An 18,545-nucleotide genomic window follows, 5' to 3' on the forward strand; every position below is an offset into this window, starting at 1 on the left:
TCCTTGACTTCATTTTTGGAACAGCCGTAGGCTTTTGAGAGAGGCAGGGGCAAGCGCCGGGTTGTTCCATTGAGAAGGCCGGGAAGGCCAGGGAGAAAAAAATGCAACCATGTGATTTTGTCTTGTTCGGAGCCCATGGCGATCTGGCCACCCGCAAGCTGGTTCCTTCGCTCTACCAGTTGGACAAGGCCGGGCTCCTGGAGCCGGACCTGCGGATTGTCGGGGTGGCGCGCAAGGAGATGGGTGCTGAGGAGTATGTCGCCCTGGCCAGGGAAAGCCTGGCAACCTTCATGAAGGAAGAGGTGGATGGCCAGGTCTGGGAGCGGTTTGCCGGGCGTTTGCGCTATGTGCAGCTCGATCTTGCCAACCATGACCAGTACCGCAAGCTCTGCGAGATTATCGACCCGGCTGGGCGGGTCATGGTCAACTACTGCGCCGTGCCGCCCTCCATCTATGGCGATATCTGCCAGGGCTTGGCCCAGGCCGGATTGATCACGGAACAGACCCGGGTGGTGCTGGAAAAACCCCTGGGCACCGACCTCGCCTCCTCAAAGGTCATCAACGACGCGGTGGCCAAGTTTTTTCAGGAAAAACAGGTCTACCGGATCGATCATTATCTGGGCAAGGAAACAGTGCTCAACCTGGTGGCGCTCCGCTTCGCCAACTCCATCTTTACCACTAACTGGGACAACACCACCATCGACCATGTGCAGATCACCGTGGCCGAAGAGGTGGGCATCGAGGGCCGCTGGGGCTATTTCGACAAGTCCGGCCAGCTCCGCGATATGGTGCAGAACCACCTTTTGCAGATCCTCGCCCTGGTGGCCATGGAGCCGCCGGTCACTCTGGGCAGCGAGAGCATCCGCAACGAGAAACTCAAGGTGCTCAAGGCGTTGCGCCCCATCACCCGCGACAATGTCGAGGAAAAAACCGTCCGGGGCCAGTACAGCGCCGGGTTTCTCAAGGGCGGGCCGGTGCCCGGCTACCACGAGGAGGAGGCAGGCAACCCCAGGAGTTTCACGGAGACCTTTGTCGCCCTTCGGGTGGATATCGACAATTGGCGCTGGGCCGGGGTGCCTTTCTATCTGCGCACCGGCAAGCGCATGACCAAAAAGCTCTCCGAGGTGGTGATCTATTTTAAAAGGCTGCCCCACAACATTTTTCGGGAAAGCTACAAGAACCTGCCCTCCAACAAGCTGATCATTCGCCTCCAGCCCAACGAAGGGGTGGAGATCGAGATGCTGAACAAGGTGCCGGGCATTGTCTCGGGGCTCAAGCTGCAACGGACCACCCTCGATTTGAGTTTTTCCGAGGCCTTCCAGGCGGAACACGTTGCCGATGCTTACGAGCGCTTACTCCTGGCCGCCCTGGAGGGGAGCCAGTCCCTCTTTATCCGGAGGGACGAGGTGGAGCAGGCCTGGACCTGGGTCGATTCGATTCAAGATGCCTGGCAGGCCAGCAACGATGCGCCCATGCCTTATCCGGCAGGCACCTGGGGGCCGGTGGCCTCGGTGGCCCTCATGGCAAGGGATGGCCGGGCCTGGGACGAGTAGTAAACGCCCAGCAGCACAGCATCTGCTTCGCAGTCTCGCTGCGCTCGCTTAGCTGTCATCGGCCGGCTCATGTGCAGCAGCACACTTCGCAGGCCTCTTCCGCGCATCTGCGGCAGCAGCGAAGCGGCGCTGCTGAACGTTTACATGTTAGAAATGGGATCGCGTTTTTTCGTTTCAGGTGAGCGATTATGACGAATAAAGAGGGTTGGATCATGCCAGAATTCAAGGAGTTCAAGGATTCTTCCACCCTGGTGGCGGTGCTGGCTTCCCAGGTTGCCGAACTGCTGCGGGCTGGTATCAAAGAGCGGGGCCGGGCCAGTCTGGTGGTGTCCGGCGGCTCTACCCCGGTGCCTTTTTTCGCGGCCCTTTCGGAGCTGGCGCTTGACTGGAAACAGGTGACGATCACCCTGGCGGACGAACGCTGGGTGGACCCTGCTGCTGCGGACAGCAACGAGCGTCTGGTCCGGCTCCATCTTTTGCAAAATCTGGCGGCAGCAGCCCATTTCGTTGGTCTCAAGACCGAGGCAGCCACCGCAGTGCAGGGGGAGAAAGAGTGCGGTGATCGTCTTGCTCTGCTGCCGAGGCCCTTTGATGTGCTCATCCTGGGCATGGGCAACGACGGCCATACCGCCTCGCTGTTTCCTCAGGCATCGCGGCTTGGCGAGGCCCTTGCCCTGGACTCCGGCCGGCTCTGTATGGCCATCACCCCGCCGGCCGCGCCCCATGAACGGATGACCCTCACCCTGCCCGCCCTGCTGCAAAGCCGCCGGATCATCCTCCACCTTGTCGGACCGGGCAAACGCGCGGTGTACGAAAGGGCGCTGGCCAACGGACCGGTGGCTGAGATGCCCATCCGGGCGGTGCTGGGGCAGGCCACCACGCCGGTTACGGTTTTCTGGGCCCCATGAACAAGGAGCAGTCATGAACAGCATCGTCGAAAAAGTAACCGACCGGATCATCAACCGCAGTCTGGCCCATCGCCAAAGCTATCTGCGCCATATGGAGGAGGCCAGGGTGATTGGGCCGTTTCGCCACCGGCTGCCGAGCAGCAATCTGGCCCACGGCCTGGCGGTTTGCCAGGGCGGGGAATGCCAAGCCCTGCGCGGCGTCCAGGCCCCAAATATCGGCATCATCACCTCGTACAACGACATGCTCTCGGCCCACCACACCTACGAGCACTACCCTGCCATGATCAAGAAGGCAGTGGCCTTGGCGGGCGGCACGGCCCAGGTGGCCGCAGGTGTCCCAGCCATGTGCGACGGGGTCACGCAGGGCGAACCGGGCATGGATCTCAGCCTGATCAGCCGGGATGTCATCGCCATGTCCACGGTGATCGGCCTCTCCCATAACGTGTTTGACGGCGCCCTGCTCCTGGGGATCTGCGACAAGATTCTGCCGGGCCTCCTGCTGGGGGCCTTGCAGTTCGGGCACCTGCCCATGATCCTGGTGCCGGGCGGGCCCATGCGCACCGGGCTTCCCAATCGGGAAAAAGCCCAGGCCAGGGAACAGTTCGCCCAGGGCAAGATCACCAAGGAGGAGATGCTGGCGGTGGAGTGCGCCTCCTATCACGGGACCGGAACCTGCACCTTTTACGGCACGGCCAACAGCAACCAGCTGATCGCCGAGATCATGGGGTTGCACCTGCCCGGCGCTTCCTTTGTCAACCCGGACGACCCGCTGCGCGAACCCCTGACCAATGCGGCTTCGGCCAGGGTGTGCGAGCTGACCCATCTGGGCGAAAACTATACCCCCATTGGGAGGGTGGTCAGCGAACGCTCCGTGGTCAACGGCATCGTCGGGCTGCTGGCCACCGGCGGCTCCACCAACCAGACCATGCATATTGTGGCCGTGGCCAGGGCCGCGGGAATCCGTATCAACTGGGATGATTTTTCCGAGCTTTCCGAAGCGGTGCCGATGCTGGTGCGCATCTACCCCAACGGCCCCGGCGACATCAACAGCTTCCAGGCGGCTGGCGGCATGGCGGTGCTGATCGGCGAGCTGCTGGCTGGCGGTTTTCTCCATAACGAGGTGATGACCGTGGCTGGGGAGGGGCTGGAGCGGTACACCCGGACTCCTACTTTGGTGGATGGAAAGGTCCAATGGTCCGAGGAGCCGAGGCAATCGTTGGAGAAAGAGGTCCTCGCCTCGCTGGCCCAGCCCTTTTCCCCCACCGGCGGGCTCAAGGTTCTTGATGGCAATCTCGGCAGGGCGGTGATCAAGGTTTCTGCCTTGACGGACGGGGCGGCCACCAAAATCGAGGCCCCGGCCATGGTGTTCCACACCCAGACCGGACTGGAAGAGGCCTTCCAGGCAGGCAAGCTGGACCGGGATGTCGTGGCGGTTATCCGCTTTCAGGGCCCGCAGGCCACGGGCATGCCCGAGCTGCACAAGCTGATTACTCCGCTGGCCGTGGTCATGGGCCGGGGCTATCGGGTGGCCATGGTCACCGACGGCAGGCTCTCCGGGGCATCCGGCAAGGTTCCGGCCGCCATCCATGTGACGCCGGAGGCATTGTGCGGCGGGTTACTGGCCAAGGTGCAGGACGGGGATATGATCCGCATCGATGTGGGCGCCGGAAGTCTGGAGTTGCTGGTGGATGCGGTGGAGCTTGCCAAGCGGGAGTATGCCGAGACGGAATTAGGTGAACAGCGGTACGGCGTGGGCAGGCAGATTTTTGCTGCCCTGCGCAGTGATATGCTGGGGGCTGAGGAAGGGGCGAGCTCGCTGTTCACCTATGTGAACGAGAAATGCAAGGTGAACTTTTCGGCGGAACCGTAGGTGATGACGGATGTTCCCGTGTATCCATATCGATGGAGAGATTGTGGATGAAACAGGTTCTTTTGATATGTTTTTTTGTTCTGACCATATTCCTTGCTTTCACTTATGCACAAAACGGTTTCAGTGAAAACCGTGAAAATGATCTTATGTCAATAAGTCCCCAGGTGTTTCATGGTTTTGATAAATGTGAAATGAACCAAGATTTGTATGGGGTGATGAACAGATTAATTGCAGAGGGCAAGCCAAAGAAGAAAGAAAAAAATGCTTGGGTTTACTCGATAAAAAGCCAAGTAATGGGGCTTCCGGTTAGGACCATCTACATTGGTGTATGTGATGTTAATGGGGAGCGTGGCTGCGGGTGGAGCACATTTGTTGCTGTTGTAATTCCAAAACCATTAAAAGAGACGAAAGATTATTTAGAGAAGAAAACGGGAATAAATTTCACAGAGGAAAGTAGAGACGAAGGTGCGGAGGCAACGCTACGACCTGTCTTGAGGGAGGGGAATACTGCCAGCGAGAGTGTACTGTCCTGCGATCCAGGGACTTTGTGAATTTTGATAGTCGCAATATCCAAAGAAATCAGGGACACTCCCCCGATTTCTTTGGTTTCCCCGAAGGGAGGAGAAGATGAGCATCGAAGTCATCCGAAATTTTCTTTTATGGTGTACGGCCATCAACTACGGGGTATTGCTGGTGTGGTTTCTGGTCTTCGTGTTCGCGCATGATTGGATTCAGCATCTCCATGGCAAATGGTTTCATCTGTCCCGTGACCAGTTCGACGTCGTTCACTACGCCGGAATGAGCATCTTCAAAATAGGAATTATTCTGTTTAATCTGGTGCCTTTTGTCGTTCTCTCTATCCTCGGTTGAGGGGAATATCACGGGGACGTGCTTGAAATATTTCCACCGGTGTGACGATATGTTGCGAGGGAATCAAGGATGACGCGGACAAGAAATTGGAAAATGGCCCCTGCCGAGGTTTTTGCCCAGGGGGTGGTGGTGCCGGTCATGGTGATCAAGGATCTCGCCCATGCGGTGCCGCTGGCCCGCGCTCTGGTGGCTGGCGGGATCAGGGTGCTGGAGATTACCCTGCGGACCCCTGTTGCTGTTGAGGCTATCCGGGAGATTGCCCGTGCGGTGCCGGAGGCGGTGGTGGGGGCCGGGACCGTGACCACGGCGGAGGATCTTGCGGCGGTGAGCGAGGCTGGGGCTGTTTTTGCTATTAGTCCGGGGCTTACCCCGGAGCTGCTGGAGGCCGCCAACTATATGCCTATTGCCCTGATCCCCGGCATTGCCACCGTTTCCGAATTGATGACCGGCCTGCAGTGGGGCTATGATCATTTTAAGTTTTTTCCCGCCGAGGCGGCGGGCGGCATCCCCATGCTCAAGGCCATTGCCGGGCCGTTTCCCAAGGTGGTTTTTTGTCCGACCGGCGGGATTGGTTTGGGGAATTACCGCGAGTATTTGGCGTTAGGGAATGTGGCTTGTGTGGGTGGTTCTTGGGTGGCGTCTGCCGAGGCGGTGGCCCAAGGGGATTGGGTCAAAATAACCAAATTGGCCCGTGAGGCGGTTGAGGGTGCAGGGAAATAGCGTTTTTCTTTCGCATTCTCTTCTGTTCATTTCTTTGCTTGCCCAAAGAAACGAACCAAAGAAAGGGCCCCCTGTGTCCCTTGTCCCGCCGAAGGCGGGATACCCTGTGCTCCTCGATGCTGCCGGGGCTTTGCAAACTCGGCTTCGCCTCAGACAGTGCAAATCCCCTTTTCGGCAGCCTCTCCGGTGCTCGGCTGCGGGCCAATGGGATTTTGACTGCTACTGCTACAGACTCAACGCCACCTCTCCATTACTCAGCGATTCCCGCAACTCCATCACTTCCGCACTTTCCAGATAATCATCAAAATCCATCCTCTTGTCGATGATCCCGTTGGGGAGGATTTCGATGATCCGGTTTGCCGTGGAGGCCACCATCTGGTGGTCGTGGGTGGCGAAGAGGATTACCTCCGGGAAGGCGATGAGGCCGTTGTTTAAGGCGGTGATCGATTCCAGGTCCAGATGGTTGGTGGGCTCATCCAGGATCAGGGCGTTGGCTCCGGTGAGCATCATTCGGGAGAGCATGCAGCGCACCTTCTCGCCGCCCGAGAGCACGCTGGTTTTTTTCAGGGCCTCTTCCCCAGAGAACAGCATCTTGCCCAGGAATCCCCGGGCGAAGTTTTCGCCCTCGCTGGGCGGGGTGTACTGGCTCAACCACTCCACCAGGGTCATTTCCTTGTCGAAAAAAGCGCTGTTTTCCTTGGGGAAGTAGGAGGTGGACATGGTGATCCCCCAGCGGAAGCTGCCGCGGTCCGGGGCCATCCCTTCGGTGAGGATCTCAAAAAGGGCGGTCTTGGGCACGGAGTTGGCGCCGATGAAGGCGATTTTGTCGCCCTTGTGGACCGTGAGGTTGAAGTCGTTTAAGACCGTGACTCCGTCCAGTTCCTTGCCAAGGCCGATAACCTCGAGAATGATGTCGCCGCAGGGCCGTTCGGGCTTGAAGACCACGAAGGGGTATTTGCGCGACGAGGAGGGCATGTCCTCAATGGTGAGCTTGTCCAGCAGCTTTTTGCGCGAGGTGGCCTGCTTGGCCTTGGAGGCGTTGGAGGAAAAGCGCTGGATGAAGTCGGTGAGCTCCTTGGCCTTGGCCGTGGTCTTCTTGTTTTCGTCCTGCTTCTGTTTGACGAAGAGCTGGCTGGCCTGGTACCAGAAATCGTAGTTGCCCACGTAGACCCGGATTTCGCCAAAGTCGATGTCGGCGATGTGGGTGCAGGCCTGATTTAAGAAATGGCGGTCATGGGAGACGATGATCACCGTGTTCTGGAAGCGGAAGAGAAAATCCTCCAGCCAGGCGATGGACTTGAGGTCCAGATGGTTGGTGGGTTCGTCCAGCAGCAGCACGTCCGGGTTGCCGAACAGGGCCTGGGCGAGCAGCACCCGCACCTTGTCGCCGCCTTCCAGCTCCTTCATCTTCTTGTCGCGGAACTCCTCGGAGATGCCGAGGCCTTTGAGCAGGACGGCTGCCTCGGATTCTACCTCGTAGCCGTTCATCTCGGCGAACTCCGCCTCCAGATCCCCGGCCCGGATGCCGTCCGCTTCGCTGAGTTCCGGTTTGGCGTAGAGCGACTCCCGCTCGTGCATCAGCTCGTAGAGGCGTTTGTGGCCCATGACCACCGTGTCGAACACGGTTTCTTCGTCAAAGGCGAAATGGTCCTGGCGCAGCATGGCGATCCGCTCCTTGGGGCCGACCACGATCTCGCCCTTGTCCGCCTCTTTTTCCCCGGCCAGGATCTTGAGGAAGGTGGATTTGCCGGAGCCGTTGGCGCCGATGAGCCCGTAGCAGTTGCCAGGGGCGAATTTGATGTTGACGTCCTTGAAGATAATCCTTTTCCCGTAGGAGAGGGCGATATTGACTGCGGTGATCATGATATTTCCTTGGCTGCAATGAATAAAACAGGGGGTGTTTCCGGCGCCCTCGGTGGAGAGGAGAGGGCGCGGGCGATTTTAAACCGCACATTATACAGTATATGGCGCAAAATGACAATGGCAGTTGCACGATAACGATACGAATATCGGTGTTTTTGTGGGAGAAACAGCCATTGTTCCGCAACCGTTGGTGTGTGCCCGGGGCCTGGTTCGCTCCAGCGAGTTCTTGGCGCGGCAGGCCTCTGGCTGCCTGCTGATTCCCCTTGACAGTGCCGGAGAATTTTTTGTATTATTTCGCGACGATCCAGCCTGGGGCAGGTATTTTTTCAAGGGGCGCGGCGCCGCTGCCAAAGCAGGTGACGGTGGTGTCTATTTCCCCTTAAATCTCCCAACGGGCTTGCCTCTGTTTCCCTCCTGCCGACCACGGACCTAGAGAGCGCAGTGACTACCTTACCGACTTCCCCCATGCAGAAATGGCTTTTTCGTGGTGCCGCGCTTCTGCTCGCTGCCACCATCGGAGCCCTCGGTTTTTATATCTTCTGTTCGTACCAGGCTTTCTTCAACTCCGACGCCGCCATTGCCAATATCCTGGCGGAGGAAATCGTCCGGTCCGGGGAGCTTTTTCCAAAGACCTGGTGGTATGTTAACGATGATCTCTGGGTGTTTTACAAGCATCTGCTGCTGATCCCGTGGGTCATGGCCGGGGAAAACAGCTTTTTTGCCCATGGCGTTTCCGTTTCCATCGTGATCGTGACCACCATGGCGGTGCTCGCCCTGCTCTTTAGGGCGCTGGGGCTTTCTAAGACAGCGGCCATGATGGGTTGTGTCATCATCGGCTTGGGATATTCCCCCCTGTATCTGCGGGAGGTTTACGGCGAGGCCGCCTACACCTGGTACTTCGCCTTTATCATCTCCTTCCTTCTTCTCCTGCTCCGCACCAATCGGCCGGATTCCGGAAGGTATGCGAAACCAGCCCTGTTTCTCCTCTTGCTGGTCCTTGTCTACCTCGTGGTGCTCGAAAATCCCATGCGCTTTATGATCTATTACATCGTGCCGTTTTTTGGCGCTTTTCTGTTGCTTCTCTATGCGGAGCGGGAGGCATTGCTCGAGAGCGAAAAAAGTGATTGGCGGGCGGCGCTTTTCCCGCGCATCATTCCCGCGGCAGCCATTATCGGGGTGCTTCTGCTGGGAGTCTTCTGCTACAAGTTGTTGCTTGTCGGAGTCCTTCATGCCGAAGGCGCCAACCATGCGTTGTTGGTCCCGCTCCAGGATCTGCCTTTTCATGCTGCCTATTCGGTGCTGGGGTTGTTGAGCTTTATCGGCGCGGAGTGGCAAGACAAGGTGGAATTGGCCTCCGTGGAAGGGGTGTTTTCCTTGCTGAGGCTGGGGTTTTACCCGCTGGTTCTGGCTCTTCCCGCCTACTATGCCATGAAAAATTTCTCCCGCATGGAGCAGGGGCAAAGATTTTTTATCGCCCTCTCCTACCTCGGCTTTGCCCTGATCTTCTTTTTGTACTCGGTGAGCACCCTGCACGAAAATGCTTATGCCGCCCGCAACAACATCCGCTACATCATTCCCTATTTGATGATGGTGCTGGTCTGCCCGGTGGTGGTCTGGCGCTTTTTCCCCCAGGTTGCCAAAGTGGTGCTGGTTGTGGCCTTTTTGCTGGCAATGGCCTCCACCTGGAAAAATATCTCCCCCGAGGGCTGGCAGGAAACGGCCAAGTCTCGGACCGATCTGATCGCCGCCCTCAAGGACCGCGGGCTTGTCTCCGGGTATGCCCCTTACTGGGACTCGCATGTCTACACCGTGTTGAGCAACGGCAAGGTGAGCATTCGGCCCATTGACATCGACGTGCGCGGGATCGGTCTGTGTCTGTGGCTTTCAAGCGATCGGTGGTACGAAAAGGGCTACGCCGACGGCAAGGTTTTCTTTCTGGTGCCCAACGAAAAACTCGATAACTGGAAGGACGGTTGTGAAACCCTTTCCCTGCCCCAGCCCGCCGAATCCTTTCCGCAGGGAAACTACACGGTGGTTGTCTTTGCCGAGAATCCCCTGCCTGGGATCGCAGAGAAAGGGCGTGCCTGCCGAGAGGGAGAGGGAGAGGGAGAATGACCGTGTTTTTTGTTGAACGAACCGCAACCGTTAACGACAAAGGGGGAATCCCGTGCCCAAGCCGGTAAAGATCAGTGTGGTATCCCCGGTGTATGGCTGCAGGGAGTGTTTGGGAGCCCTCTGTGAAAGGCTTGCCGCTACCCTTACCCCCATCACCGACGACTTTGAGATCATCCTGGTCAACGATGCCTGCCCCCAGGGTTCCTGGGAGCAGATCCAGGCGCTTGCCCTCCAGGAACCCAGGATCAAGGGCATCAACCTCTCCCGTAATTTCGGCCAGCACTACGCCATTACCGCCGGGCTCGACCATGCCCAGGGCGACTGGGTGGTGGTGATGGACTGCGATCTGCAGGATAAACCCGAGGAGATCGCTAAGCTCTATGCCAAGGCCGTGGAAGGCTACGACATCGTTTTCGGCCAGAGGGTGGAGCGGCAGGATAGCTTTTTCAAGAAGCTCGCCTCCCGGATGTTTTACCGGGTGCTGGAGTATTTCACCGACACGGAGCACGACAAGACCATTGCCAATTTCGGCATCTTTTCGCACCAGGTGATCGCAACCGTCAATCGCTTTCGGGAGCAGAACCGCTCCTTTCCCCTGTTTGTCAAGATCGTCGGCTTCAAGAGAACGCAGATTCCGGTGGAGCACGATGACCGGTTGTACGGCAAGTCGTCCTACAACTTTGCCAAGCTGGTCAATCTGGCCATCGATTCCATCGTGGCCCACTCCAACAAGCCGCTGCGGCTTTTCATCCAGTTTGGCTTCTTTATTGCCCTGGGCAGCATGGGGTACGCCCTCTGGCTGGTTTTAAGCTATTTTCTCTACGGCGATATCGCCGAGGGGTGGACCAGCCTGATGGTCTCGATGTTTTTCATGTTCGGCCTTCTTTTCGGCATCCTGGGGATTTTGGGGTTGTACATCGGCAAGATCTTTGACGAGGTCAAGGGGAGGCCGCTTTACATCATCCAGGAAGCCGTCAATCTCGAGCCAAAATCATGAAGAAAATCGCCATTCTCCAGTCCAACTATATCCCCTGGAAGGGATATTTCGACATCATCGGCAGCGTTGACGAGTTCGTGCTCTACGACGACATGCAGTACACCAAGAACGACTGGCGCAATCGCAACAAGATCAAGACCAGAAACGGCCTGGAGTGGATCACCATCCCCGTGCGGGTGGAATCGCTGTCCCAGACGATCCTGGAGACCAAGATCGCCAATCCGGCCTGGCACAAGCAGCACTGGAAGATGCTCGCCCAGAACTACGCCAAGGCCGCGCATTTCAAGGAGTACAAGGATGTCTTCGAGGAGCTGTACCTGGGCGCCACCGAGACCTATCTCAGCGAGATAAACCGGAAATTCATCCTGGCCATCAATGGGCTGCTGGGGATTACCACCACCATCCGCTGCTCCAGCGAGTTTACCCTGGCGCCGGGGAAAAGCGAGCGACTCCTGGAATTATGCAAGACCCTGGGCGCGACCACCTACCTGAGCGGGCCTGCCGCCAGCGACTATCTCGATGCCTCGATTTTCGCGGCGGTGGGAATAGAGGTCGAGTGGATGGATTACAGGGGCTACCCGGAATACAGCCAGCTCTTTCCGCCCTTTGAACACGGAGTGAGTATTGTGGATCTGCTGTTTAACGAAGGCAAAAATGCCCCGAAATTCATGAAAGGCGTACAACGATGATCCCCTTCAACAAGCCCCCGCATACCGGGAACGAAGAGCAGTATGTCCTTGAGGCGATGAAGAGCCCGCAAATCTCCGGTGATGGCCCGTTCTCCAAGCGGTGTCAGCGGTGGTTTGAAGAGCAACTTGGCTGCCGGAAGACTCTGCTCACCCCCTCTTGCACCCATGCCCTGGAGATGGCGGCGATCCTCATCGGCATTGAGCCCGGGGATGAGGTGATCATGCCCAGCTACACCTTTGTCAGCACCGCCAACGCCTTTGCCCTGCGCGGGGCCCGCATCGTTTTCGTGGACATTCGTCCCGACACGATGAACATCGACGAAACCCGGATCGAAGCGGCGATCACTCCCCAGACCAAGGCCATCGTCCCGGTGCATTATGCCGGCGTGGGCTGCGAGATGGACGTGATCATGACCCTGGCTGAAAAATATTCCCTTTTTGTCATCGAGGATGCGGCCCAGGGGATGATGAGCCGCTACAAGGGCAGGCCGCTGGGGACCATCGGTCATCTCGGTACCTACAGCTTCCATGAAACCAAGAACTACACCAGCGGCGGCGAAGGCGGGTTGCTGATCATCAACGACGGGCGGTTTGCCGAGCGGGCCGAGATCATCCGCGAGAAAGGGACCAACCGCAGCCAGTTCTTTCGCGGCATGGTGGACAAGTACAGTTGGGTGGATATCGGCAGCAGCTATCTGCCCTGCGAACTCCAGGCCGCCTATCTCTGGGGGCAGCTGGAGATGGCGGAGGCCATCAACGCCGACCGGCTCAAAAGCTGGCTCGCCTACCGCGATAGGCTTGAGCCCCTAACGGCGGCAGGGGTTATCGAGCTGCCGGTGGTCACGGAAACCTGCGAGCACAATGCCCATATGTTTTATGTCAAGGTTAAGGATCTGGAGGAGCGCACCGAGCTTCTGGCACAGTGCAGGCAGGACGAGATCTGGGCGGTGTTCCATTATGTGCCGCTGCACAGCGCGCCGGCAGGCCTGAAATACGGGCGTTTTTCCGGAAGGGATATCTACACCACCAGCCAGAGTGAGCGGCTTATCCGGCTGCCCCTCTATTATGGCATTACCATGGCAGAGATTGATACGGTCTGCGAGCAGATCGTGGAATGGAGCGGGAAAAACTGATGGCACATCTCTATATCTTGGGCACTATACTCTTCACGGTTTACGGCCAGCTGGTCATCAAGTGGCGGGTGCCGTTTCACGGGAGCTTGCCCGGCGAGATGCTCCCCAAGCTGATCTTTCTGCTCAAGCTGTTTTTCGACCCCTTCATCATGAGCGGCTTTGTCGCGGCCTTTCTCGCCTCGCTCTGCTGGATGGCGGCCATGACCGCCTTTGAGCTCAGCTACGCCTACCCCTTCATGGGCCTCAACTTTGTGTTGGTATTCCTGGCTTCTGCTATCCTGCTCAGCGAACAGGTCACCATGTACAAGGTTGTCGGCCTGATCCTCATCGTGCTGGGCATCGTCATCTCCAGCAGGGGCTGATTCTCAGCGCCATTCTGCCCTTCCCGCAATTTTTTAAAACCCACTATTGCAGAGCCGGATCGCGGTTGTAGATATCGGGCCGGAACTGGATGATGCCTTCCCGATCAACCCAGGCGGTCATGTAGGCGATATGGACGGCGATGGGCGAGGGGATTGCTACGCTCTGCGTCTTTCCGAGGGAGAGCGCTGCGTTCAGGGCATCCATGGAACCGAGGGGAGTGCCCTGGAGGAGATAAACGGCCAGTTCCATAGGCCTTGCCAGGCGGATACAGCCGGAGCTGAAGGTGCGTGAATCTTGTTGGAACAACGCCTGGGCCGGGGTGTCGTGCAGGTAGACATCGTAGGGGTTGGGAAAGAGAAACTTCACCCGGCCAAGGGCATTGGCTGGTCCGGGATCCTGGCGAAGCCGGTAAGGAAAGTGCGCCTGGGAAAGGTTTGCCCAGGCGATGGTGGCCGGGTCCAGCTCTGTTTCGCTTGTCCAGTCCCGTAATACCCGGAGGTGCAACTGGGTCAGGTAGCCTGGATTTTTTTTGATCTTCGGAAGAAGATCCTTGGTGGCGATGCTGCGCGGCACCTCCCAGCTCGGATTGAGAACCAGGGAAGAGATGCGGCCAGTGAACACCGGGGTTTGCCGGTAGGTCTTGCCGACAATCACGGGCATGGAGAGCCGGAGTTTGCCATCCTCGTACAGTTTGAGGGTGAAGTCGGCGATGTTCACCAGGATATGGCGCGGTTCTAAAAGAGACGGTAGCGGCTGGCAGCGTTCGAGGCTTGCGGCGAGCTGCTGGATGCGTTTGCTGATGGGGACGTTGAGCTCGGTCAGGGTTCTGGTCCCGACCACCCCATCGGCGGTAAGGCCATGGCGGGCCTGGAATCTCTGTACCGCCTCTTTGAGAAGTTCATCGAAAAAAACTCCCTGATCCAGTGGCGTAGCCAGGTCTCCGCTTGCGGCAAGGCGTTTCCTGAGAAAGTGGATGCGTTCATCCATGTCGCCTTCGTGCAGGGTGGGGCCCACAGCAATCTGGGGCCAGCCACCTTGCGCGGCAAGTTGCCGATAGTGGGAAAGAGCGCTCTCCAGGGCGGGCAGCAGGCAGAGTTCGCCCCTTGCCGTGGGGACTTCGGGTTCTGCCATTGCGGGAACAGAAAGCAGGGCAATGATAAAGACGCAGCCGAAAAAGCGGAAGAGATTTTTGGCAAGGGACATGGGGGTAGGTGATTTCTTCGGCCAGGCTACCAAGTGCGGAATGATCCTGAATCAATATGGACAAAATCGTTGCTTGGGTAATAGCCAACCCCACCGATGCGGAGCGAGAGGGCGGTGCGCTGGAGATTGGACAGGGGTGTGCCAGGGATGCGGATGTCGAGGGCGCGGCCTTCCATGTGCAGGCTGTGTTTCGCCACCTTGTGGCCCTGGCTGATGAGATAGTCGTTGTATTTCGGCGAGCGAAAGCCGGAGATGATATGAATTTCGTTGTTGCAGCCCAGTTGACTGTTCACCAGATCGAGAAAATCCAGGGTCTGGAGATCAATGGGGTGCTGCTCGTTTGTATAGTGGCAGCGCAACAGCCGGTTCAGCTCGTTGATGGCTTGGGTGTTGTACTGACCGTCCGGGTCGCGATACGTGGTGTTGATTTTTTCGCCGGTATGGATGTTGTACAAATTCAGTCGGCCTGACGGCTGCTTTTCCGTGGGGAAATTCGCCCTTGCCTTTCCGGGATGGAGAAAGGCAAAGGTTGTCAGCAGCGAGACTTTGAGGAAAGAGCGTCTGCTGGTGGGAAGATGCATGGAAAGATTCTCCTGGGTTTCTTGAGGAAAAGTTTGTGCGGTCAGCGCGGGGCTGCGCCGCAGAAAACCGGGATCGTGCGCACCATTTTAACCGTATTTGCCTGGAATTGCCTATTTTTTTTCAACACATACGGAATCTGGTGGGGGCAGAAAATAAAAAAGTAAACATATGTAGAAGTTATGGTTACTTCAAAAAGAAGCGGAATTCATTTCTGTCATCCCCACGGGGCCACCGGACAGGCCTGCCCCAACAGCTCCTTCCTGTAAAAAATTGTCAACCTGACGTTTCTGTTTGCCTTGTTCATGCTGCTGCCAAAATCGCCGGAAAGAGTTTGATTTTAATGAGGAGGGTGCCCTATAATTTAAGAAAGACGGAAAGTTCCGCTGGACACTTTTGAAGGCTTAGCATCGGTGTGTTTGGGGAAAAGTCGGCCTCTCGTCTCCTTGCATACCCTCTCCGGTAAGCAAAAAAGGTGACATCTCCACCGGTTGGCGCCGTGCTCCCCTCCCTCTCCAAGCCCTACAGGGTAACGGTCAACGACCAGGGGCTATTTTGTCAGCAATCACGTATTCTACCAGAAGATTACTTGCGATGGGCAGCAACTCTACGTGACCGTCGACGCTCCTTTGGGAGGGAGTGTGCCGACCATTCCGGAGTATGCGGTTGGGATCGAACATCAGGGGCAGTTGCCTGACAGGAGTAAAGAGATGAAATTGACCATACTTGCCGGAGACATTGGCGGAACAAAAACGAGCTTGAGACTGGTGAGTGTGGAGGTGGGTGGCACTGGTCACTCAGCCCCTGTGTTGACCACTCTGTCGGAAAAGACGTATGCGAGCAAGAACTTCTCCGACCTGGTGCCGATGGTGCACCAGTTTATGAAAGAGGCTGCCGAATCCTCCGGAGTTGTTTCAGCCGTGGACCATGCCTGCTTTGGCATTGCCGGCGCTGTCTCCGCTAACGCCTCGGAATTGACGAATTTGAGTTGGTCCTTGTCAGGAGAACGCCTGGAGAACGCCCTTGCCATTCCACGGGTTACCCTGATCAATGACTTTGCTGCTATTGGGTACGGAATCTTCGGTCTGCAGAAAGGGGAATCGGCAACCTTGCAGGACGCACCCCCTGATCCCACGGCGCCGATAGCGGTCATCGGTGCGGGCACGGGGCTGGGAGAAGGATTTCTGATCCCGGGTCCCGATGGGACTTATCACGCCTTTTCCAGCGAAGGGGGACATACCGATTTTGCACCCCAGTCCGACCTTGAATTTCAGTTGCTGCAATATCTGCGGGAGAAAAACAACCTGCCTCGGGTTTCGGTTGAACGAGTGGTGTCAGGAACAGGCATTGCCTCGATCTACCAGTTTTTCAGGGATGCCAACCCGAAGGAAGAGTCTGCCGCGATGGCTGAAAAGTATCAGCTCTGGTCACGGGAAATCGGCAAGAAAGACAAGACAGTCGATCTGGCCGCAGAGGTTTCAAAGGCTGCGCTGGCGGGCGGTGATTTTCTATGCGAGCAGACGATGAACCTCTTTGTCAGAGCTTATGGTGCCGAGGCGGGAAATCTTGCCCTGAAGATGCTTCCCTTTGGCGGGCTTTACCTGGCAGGGGGAATAGCGCCAAAGATTTTGCCGATGCTCCAGCAGGAGGTTTTTATGAAGGCCTTTTGCAACAAAGGACGCATGCGTCTGCAGCTGGAGAAGATCCCCGTTCACGTTATCCTGAATCCCAAAGTCGGGCTCATCGGGGCAGTTCTGCGGGGGGTTAGGGAAAAAATGAGCATAGCAACGCAAGGCTAAAGGCATCGGCATTGGAGCAGAACCGAAAACGCATGGCAGGTAGGGCCGTTCAATAAACGGAAAAAATTTATGATCACTCTTTGCCGGAAGGCCGGAGTGAAGTATTTCATTTCCGCCTGATGCCCAGCACATCATTTGAGCTGAGTTGTCAGCGCCCACCAAGTCCACCTCGTGCACATCACATCTCTCTATCTGGTTTGCAAACTCCGCAATGGCTCAGTTTTCAGGGGACGGTCAGTTGCATTGGTGGCGGCGAGAAGGACTCCCTGTGTCCGGGAAACTCTAGGCGTTGCATTTGGCAACATTGCCTTACTGGTTGCAGCATTTTGTATCCGGCTAATATTATGTGATTTTATTTTATTAAGCAGATTAATGTTGCAAATTAGAAACGCTGCCTCGTGCCACGTCTAAGCGTCAATTCACTGATATAACGTGAAAAAAAAATACATCTTGGGTGGCACGCTTGTTGCTCATTGAATAGGCAGGGAACGATAGTTTCCTCCATTTTACGCCACATAACAAAGCATAAGGAGAATCAACATGAAGACCATTCTGACTCATTTTGACCGATTGATGGCTGCAATTACCTTTGCCGAGGAAAACGAACCCGAATTTGCTATGGAATTCGCAAGCGACCACAAGCCTAATCCGACCAATTTGACCCAGGCCACCAAGGTTACTGACAGCAAAGTTCTGAAGATCCAGGCCGTCCACTAAACCGAGAATCCGTTTGCTCGGGAGGTCTACATAAGCTAGCCCAGGTCTCTGTCAGGGGCTAGGCAGAATTCTGCGCCAAGAGGTTAGTAATCTGTTTTGAGGGGAATCTTTCGGTTACGTTTCTTGTTTCCCTGCTGATGCTCTGGATCTAACTACAAAAACGAATAAACTACCACGGAGCCTGCCAATACCAAAAGAGTAAGCGAGAAAAGGAAGAAAGCGTCAATCGAGTTCGTCCAATAGTGTAAACGCGTAGAGTGAAGACGTCTCAATGCAAAAAAAATAATATAACACACCACTACAAAGCCACAGGAGGCAAACAAAAACAGATCGTCGGCTATTGTTTGAATTTTTGTGTTGTGTACCATCAGGCTAACTATGCTAACGAGGACGAGACTGACACCTGCCAGCGTTCCACTCGTCGACAGTAGCGAAAGCATAATTTCCCGGGCATCTTTTGGATTTGTAATGTTTTTCAGCATTTCCCTTTCCTCGACAGTGCATCGACTGGATAACCTTGGCAATGTGGGGGTGTTGTCAGCATTGCCAAGCTTTTTCAGATTTCCCCATATGTGTTTTTTGCCCGCCTGATTTTTTGCAGCGTCTCAATGTCATGATATGGTCTTTTGTAATGTGTGACTAGGACGTTTCCGATTTTTGCGACGTTCCAGAAGCACAAACAGCAGATATAGGACTACAATCACGTTGATCGTGAATACAGTTGTTTTAGGCCATGTAACCCCTTGGGCCAGCTCAAATAGCTCAACAGGGATATACATCGCTCCAGTCAGAAGCCCAAACCATTCTGCCCATCTACGATTAAGCCAGAGACCAACAGCCTCGGCAAATCGGGCTGCTGCATAAATGACCGCAGCACATGCCATGGCCCATAGATTTGCATCGTTGGTCTGGTCCGCGAGGTCGAGAAAAATATGAGGATATTTACTAGCAGGATTAAAGTGTAGCTGCCTGACAAGGTCAGCTGCTGCTCGATGTAAGTCCTTGTGAACAAGCAGGAAAAACCCGAAGCCTGTGAGCAGCACAATAGCGCCTTTTGCACCTTCAAAAAACGCAACAATTCTGAGGCCCTTTTCTGTGGGCTCAGATCTTATTGGGAAGTCTGTAACACCTGACTGTTTGTCCAAAATGGCTATCCCAGTGCTCGT

General features: G+C 56.3%; 18 protein-coding genes. 13 read left to right on the plus strand and 5 right to left on the minus strand.

From position 1 onward, the window contains the following. Positions 1-101 precede the first annotated feature (101 nt). The 6 genes from zwf to ACZ46D_RS13275 all read left to right on the plus strand — a co-directional run bounded on the left by zwf (position 102) and on the right by ACZ46D_RS13275 (position 5,921). Positions 102-1,553: a glucose-6-phosphate dehydrogenase gene (zwf, locus tag ACZ46D_RS13250; RefSeq protein WP_464927914.1), complete on the plus strand. Its 1,452-nt coding sequence runs from the start codon at positions 102-104 to the stop codon at positions 1,551-1,553. 212 nt (positions 1,554-1,765) lie between these two features. After that, the gene (gene pgl, locus ACZ46D_RS13255; protein ID WP_464929291.1) at positions 1,766-2,461 is read left to right on the plus strand and encodes a 6-phosphogluconolactonase; all 696 of its coding nucleotides are present in this window, start codon (positions 1,766-1,768) and stop codon (positions 2,459-2,461) included. A 13-nt stretch (positions 2,462-2,474) separates the two neighbouring features. After that, complete coding sequence (gene edd, locus ACZ46D_RS13260; RefSeq protein ID WP_464927915.1) at positions 2,475-4,331, plus strand: phosphogluconate dehydratase; 1,857 nt, start codon at positions 2,475-2,477, stop codon at positions 4,329-4,331. A 47-nt stretch (positions 4,332-4,378) separates the two neighbouring features. Further along, a complete protein-coding gene (locus tag ACZ46D_RS13265) occupies positions 4,379-4,882 on the plus strand; it encodes a hypothetical protein (protein WP_464927916.1) in 504 nt (167 codons plus the stop codon). 76 nt (positions 4,883-4,958) lie between these two features. Beyond that, on the plus strand, positions 4,959-5,201 hold the full coding sequence (locus tag ACZ46D_RS13270; protein WP_464927917.1) for a DUF6868 family protein: 243 nt from the start codon (positions 4,959-4,961) through the stop codon (positions 5,199-5,201). Between the two features lie 69 nt (positions 5,202-5,270). Then, complete coding sequence (locus tag ACZ46D_RS13275) at positions 5,271-5,921, plus strand: bifunctional 4-hydroxy-2-oxoglutarate aldolase/2-dehydro-3-deoxy-phosphogluconate aldolase (RefSeq protein WP_464927918.1); 651 nt, start codon at positions 5,271-5,273, stop codon at positions 5,919-5,921. Positions 5,922-6,146: 225 nt separating this feature from the next. Here the strand turns inward: ACZ46D_RS13275 and ACZ46D_RS13280 are convergent, their stop codons facing one another. Further along, a complete protein-coding gene (locus tag ACZ46D_RS13280; RefSeq protein WP_464927919.1) occupies positions 6,147-7,784 on the minus strand; it encodes an ABC-F family ATP-binding cassette domain-containing protein in 1,638 nt (545 codons plus the stop codon). Positions 7,785-8,225: 441 nt separating this feature from the next. Between ACZ46D_RS13280 and ACZ46D_RS13285 the strand changes: the two genes are divergently transcribed. Genes ACZ46D_RS13285 through ACZ46D_RS13305 form a run of 5 tightly spaced genes read left to right on the plus strand, consistent with a single transcriptional unit; the run spans position 8,226 to position 13,080 of the window. Further along, positions 8,226-9,899 (plus strand): hypothetical protein, encoded by a 1,674-nt coding sequence (locus ACZ46D_RS13285; RefSeq protein WP_464927920.1) that lies wholly within the window; start codon positions 8,226-8,228, stop codon positions 9,897-9,899. Between the two features lie 52 nt (positions 9,900-9,951). Next, positions 9,952-10,896, plus strand: a complete 945-nt coding sequence (locus ACZ46D_RS13290) for a glycosyltransferase family 2 protein (protein WP_464927921.1) — start codon at positions 9,952-9,954, stop codon at positions 10,894-10,896. Further along, positions 10,893-11,585, plus strand: coding sequence for a WbqC family protein (locus ACZ46D_RS13295; protein WP_464927922.1), 693 nt, complete (start codon positions 10,893-10,895; stop codon positions 11,583-11,585). The genes ACZ46D_RS13290 and ACZ46D_RS13295 overlap by 4 nt, the downstream gene beginning before the upstream one ends. Next, positions 11,582-12,718 (plus strand): dTDP-4-amino-4,6-dideoxygalactose transaminase, encoded by a 1,137-nt coding sequence (gene rffA / locus ACZ46D_RS13300; protein ID WP_464927923.1) that lies wholly within the window; start codon positions 11,582-11,584, stop codon positions 12,716-12,718. The genes ACZ46D_RS13295 and rffA overlap by 4 nt, the downstream gene beginning before the upstream one ends. Beyond that, entirely contained in the window at positions 12,718-13,080 is a 363-nt protein-coding gene (locus ACZ46D_RS13305) for a DMT family transporter (protein ID WP_464927924.1), read from the plus strand. Before rffA ends, ACZ46D_RS13305 begins: the two co-directional genes overlap by 1 nt. A 43-nt stretch (positions 13,081-13,123) precedes the next feature. Here the strand turns inward: ACZ46D_RS13305 and ACZ46D_RS13310 are convergent, their stop codons facing one another. Then, positions 13,124-14,284, minus strand: a complete 1,161-nt coding sequence (locus tag ACZ46D_RS13310; RefSeq protein WP_464927925.1) for a L,D-transpeptidase family protein — start codon at positions 14,282-14,284, stop codon at positions 13,124-13,126. A gap of 26 nt (positions 14,285-14,310) precedes the next feature. After that, positions 14,311-14,865, minus strand: coding sequence for a YcbK family protein (locus ACZ46D_RS13315; protein WP_464927926.1), 555 nt, complete (start codon positions 14,863-14,865; stop codon positions 14,311-14,313). Between the two features lie 708 nt (positions 14,866-15,573). Between ACZ46D_RS13315 and ACZ46D_RS13320 the strand changes: the two genes are divergently transcribed. Together ACZ46D_RS13320 and ACZ46D_RS13325 are read left to right on the plus strand one after the other, a co-directional pair. Next, the gene (locus ACZ46D_RS13320) at positions 15,574-16,662 is read left to right on the plus strand and encodes a glucokinase (RefSeq protein ID WP_464927927.1); all 1,089 of its coding nucleotides are present in this window, start codon (positions 15,574-15,576) and stop codon (positions 16,660-16,662) included. A 540-nt stretch (positions 16,663-17,202) separates the two neighbouring features. Next, positions 17,203-17,379, plus strand: coding sequence for a hypothetical protein (locus ACZ46D_RS13325; RefSeq protein ID WP_464927928.1), 177 nt, complete (start codon positions 17,203-17,205; stop codon positions 17,377-17,379). Positions 17,380-17,531: 152 nt separating this feature from the next. Here the strand turns inward: ACZ46D_RS13325 and ACZ46D_RS13330 are convergent, their stop codons facing one another. Both ACZ46D_RS13330 and ACZ46D_RS13335 read right to left on the minus strand, forming a co-directional pair. Beyond that, a complete protein-coding gene (locus tag ACZ46D_RS13330) occupies positions 17,532-17,861 on the minus strand; it encodes a hypothetical protein (protein WP_464927929.1) in 330 nt (109 codons plus the stop codon). Between the two features lie 129 nt (positions 17,862-17,990). After that, the gene (locus ACZ46D_RS13335) at positions 17,991-18,524 is read right to left on the minus strand and encodes a DUF2127 domain-containing protein (RefSeq protein WP_464927930.1); all 534 of its coding nucleotides are present in this window, start codon (positions 18,522-18,524) and stop codon (positions 17,991-17,993) included. Between the last annotated feature and the right edge of the window lie 21 nt (positions 18,525-18,545).

This window comes from Thiovibrio sp. Mzg5, assembly GCF_055379285.1.

What these genes read in the sequence shown, in the direction of transcription:
- ACZ46D_RS13325 (WP_464927928.1), top strand. Translation starts at nt 17,203, where the DNA reads ATGAAGACCATTCTGACTCATTTTGACCGATTGATGGCTGCAATTACC.
- ACZ46D_RS13315 (WP_464927926.1), bottom strand. Translation starts at nt 14,865, where the DNA reads ATGCATCTTCCCACCAGCAGACGCTCTTTCCTCAAAGTCTCGCTGCTG.
- rffA (WP_464927923.1), top strand. Translation starts at nt 11,582, where the DNA reads ATGATCCCCTTCAACAAGCCCCCGCATACCGGGAACGAAGAGCAGTAT.
- ACZ46D_RS13330 (WP_464927929.1), bottom strand. Translation starts at nt 17,861, where the DNA reads ATGCTGAAAAACATTACAAATCCAAAAGATGCCCGGGAAATTATGCTT.
- ACZ46D_RS13265 (WP_464927916.1), top strand. Translation starts at nt 4,379, where the DNA reads ATGAAACAGGTTCTTTTGATATGTTTTTTTGTTCTGACCATATTCCTT.
- edd (WP_464927915.1), top strand. Translation starts at nt 2,475, where the DNA reads ATGAACAGCATCGTCGAAAAAGTAACCGACCGGATCATCAACCGCAGT.
- ACZ46D_RS13275 (WP_464927918.1), top strand. Translation starts at nt 5,271, where the DNA reads ATGACGCGGACAAGAAATTGGAAAATGGCCCCTGCCGAGGTTTTTGCC.
- ACZ46D_RS13280 (WP_464927919.1), bottom strand. Translation starts at nt 7,784, where the DNA reads ATGATCACCGCAGTCAATATCGCCCTCTCCTACGGGAAAAGGATTATC.
- ACZ46D_RS13270 (WP_464927917.1), top strand. Translation starts at nt 4,959, where the DNA reads ATGAGCATCGAAGTCATCCGAAATTTTCTTTTATGGTGTACGGCCATC.
- pgl (WP_464929291.1), top strand. Translation starts at nt 1,766, where the DNA reads ATGCCAGAATTCAAGGAGTTCAAGGATTCTTCCACCCTGGTGGCGGTG.
- ACZ46D_RS13310 (WP_464927925.1), bottom strand. Translation starts at nt 14,284, where the DNA reads ATGTCCCTTGCCAAAAATCTCTTCCGCTTTTTCGGCTGCGTCTTTATC.
- ACZ46D_RS13320 (WP_464927927.1), top strand. Translation starts at nt 15,574, where the DNA reads ATGAAATTGACCATACTTGCCGGAGACATTGGCGGAACAAAAACGAGC.
- zwf (WP_464927914.1), top strand. Translation starts at nt 102, where the DNA reads ATGCAACCATGTGATTTTGTCTTGTTCGGAGCCCATGGCGATCTGGCC.
- ACZ46D_RS13295 (WP_464927922.1), top strand. Translation starts at nt 10,893, where the DNA reads ATGAAGAAAATCGCCATTCTCCAGTCCAACTATATCCCCTGGAAGGGA.
- ACZ46D_RS13305 (WP_464927924.1), top strand. Translation starts at nt 12,718, where the DNA reads ATGGCACATCTCTATATCTTGGGCACTATACTCTTCACGGTTTACGGC.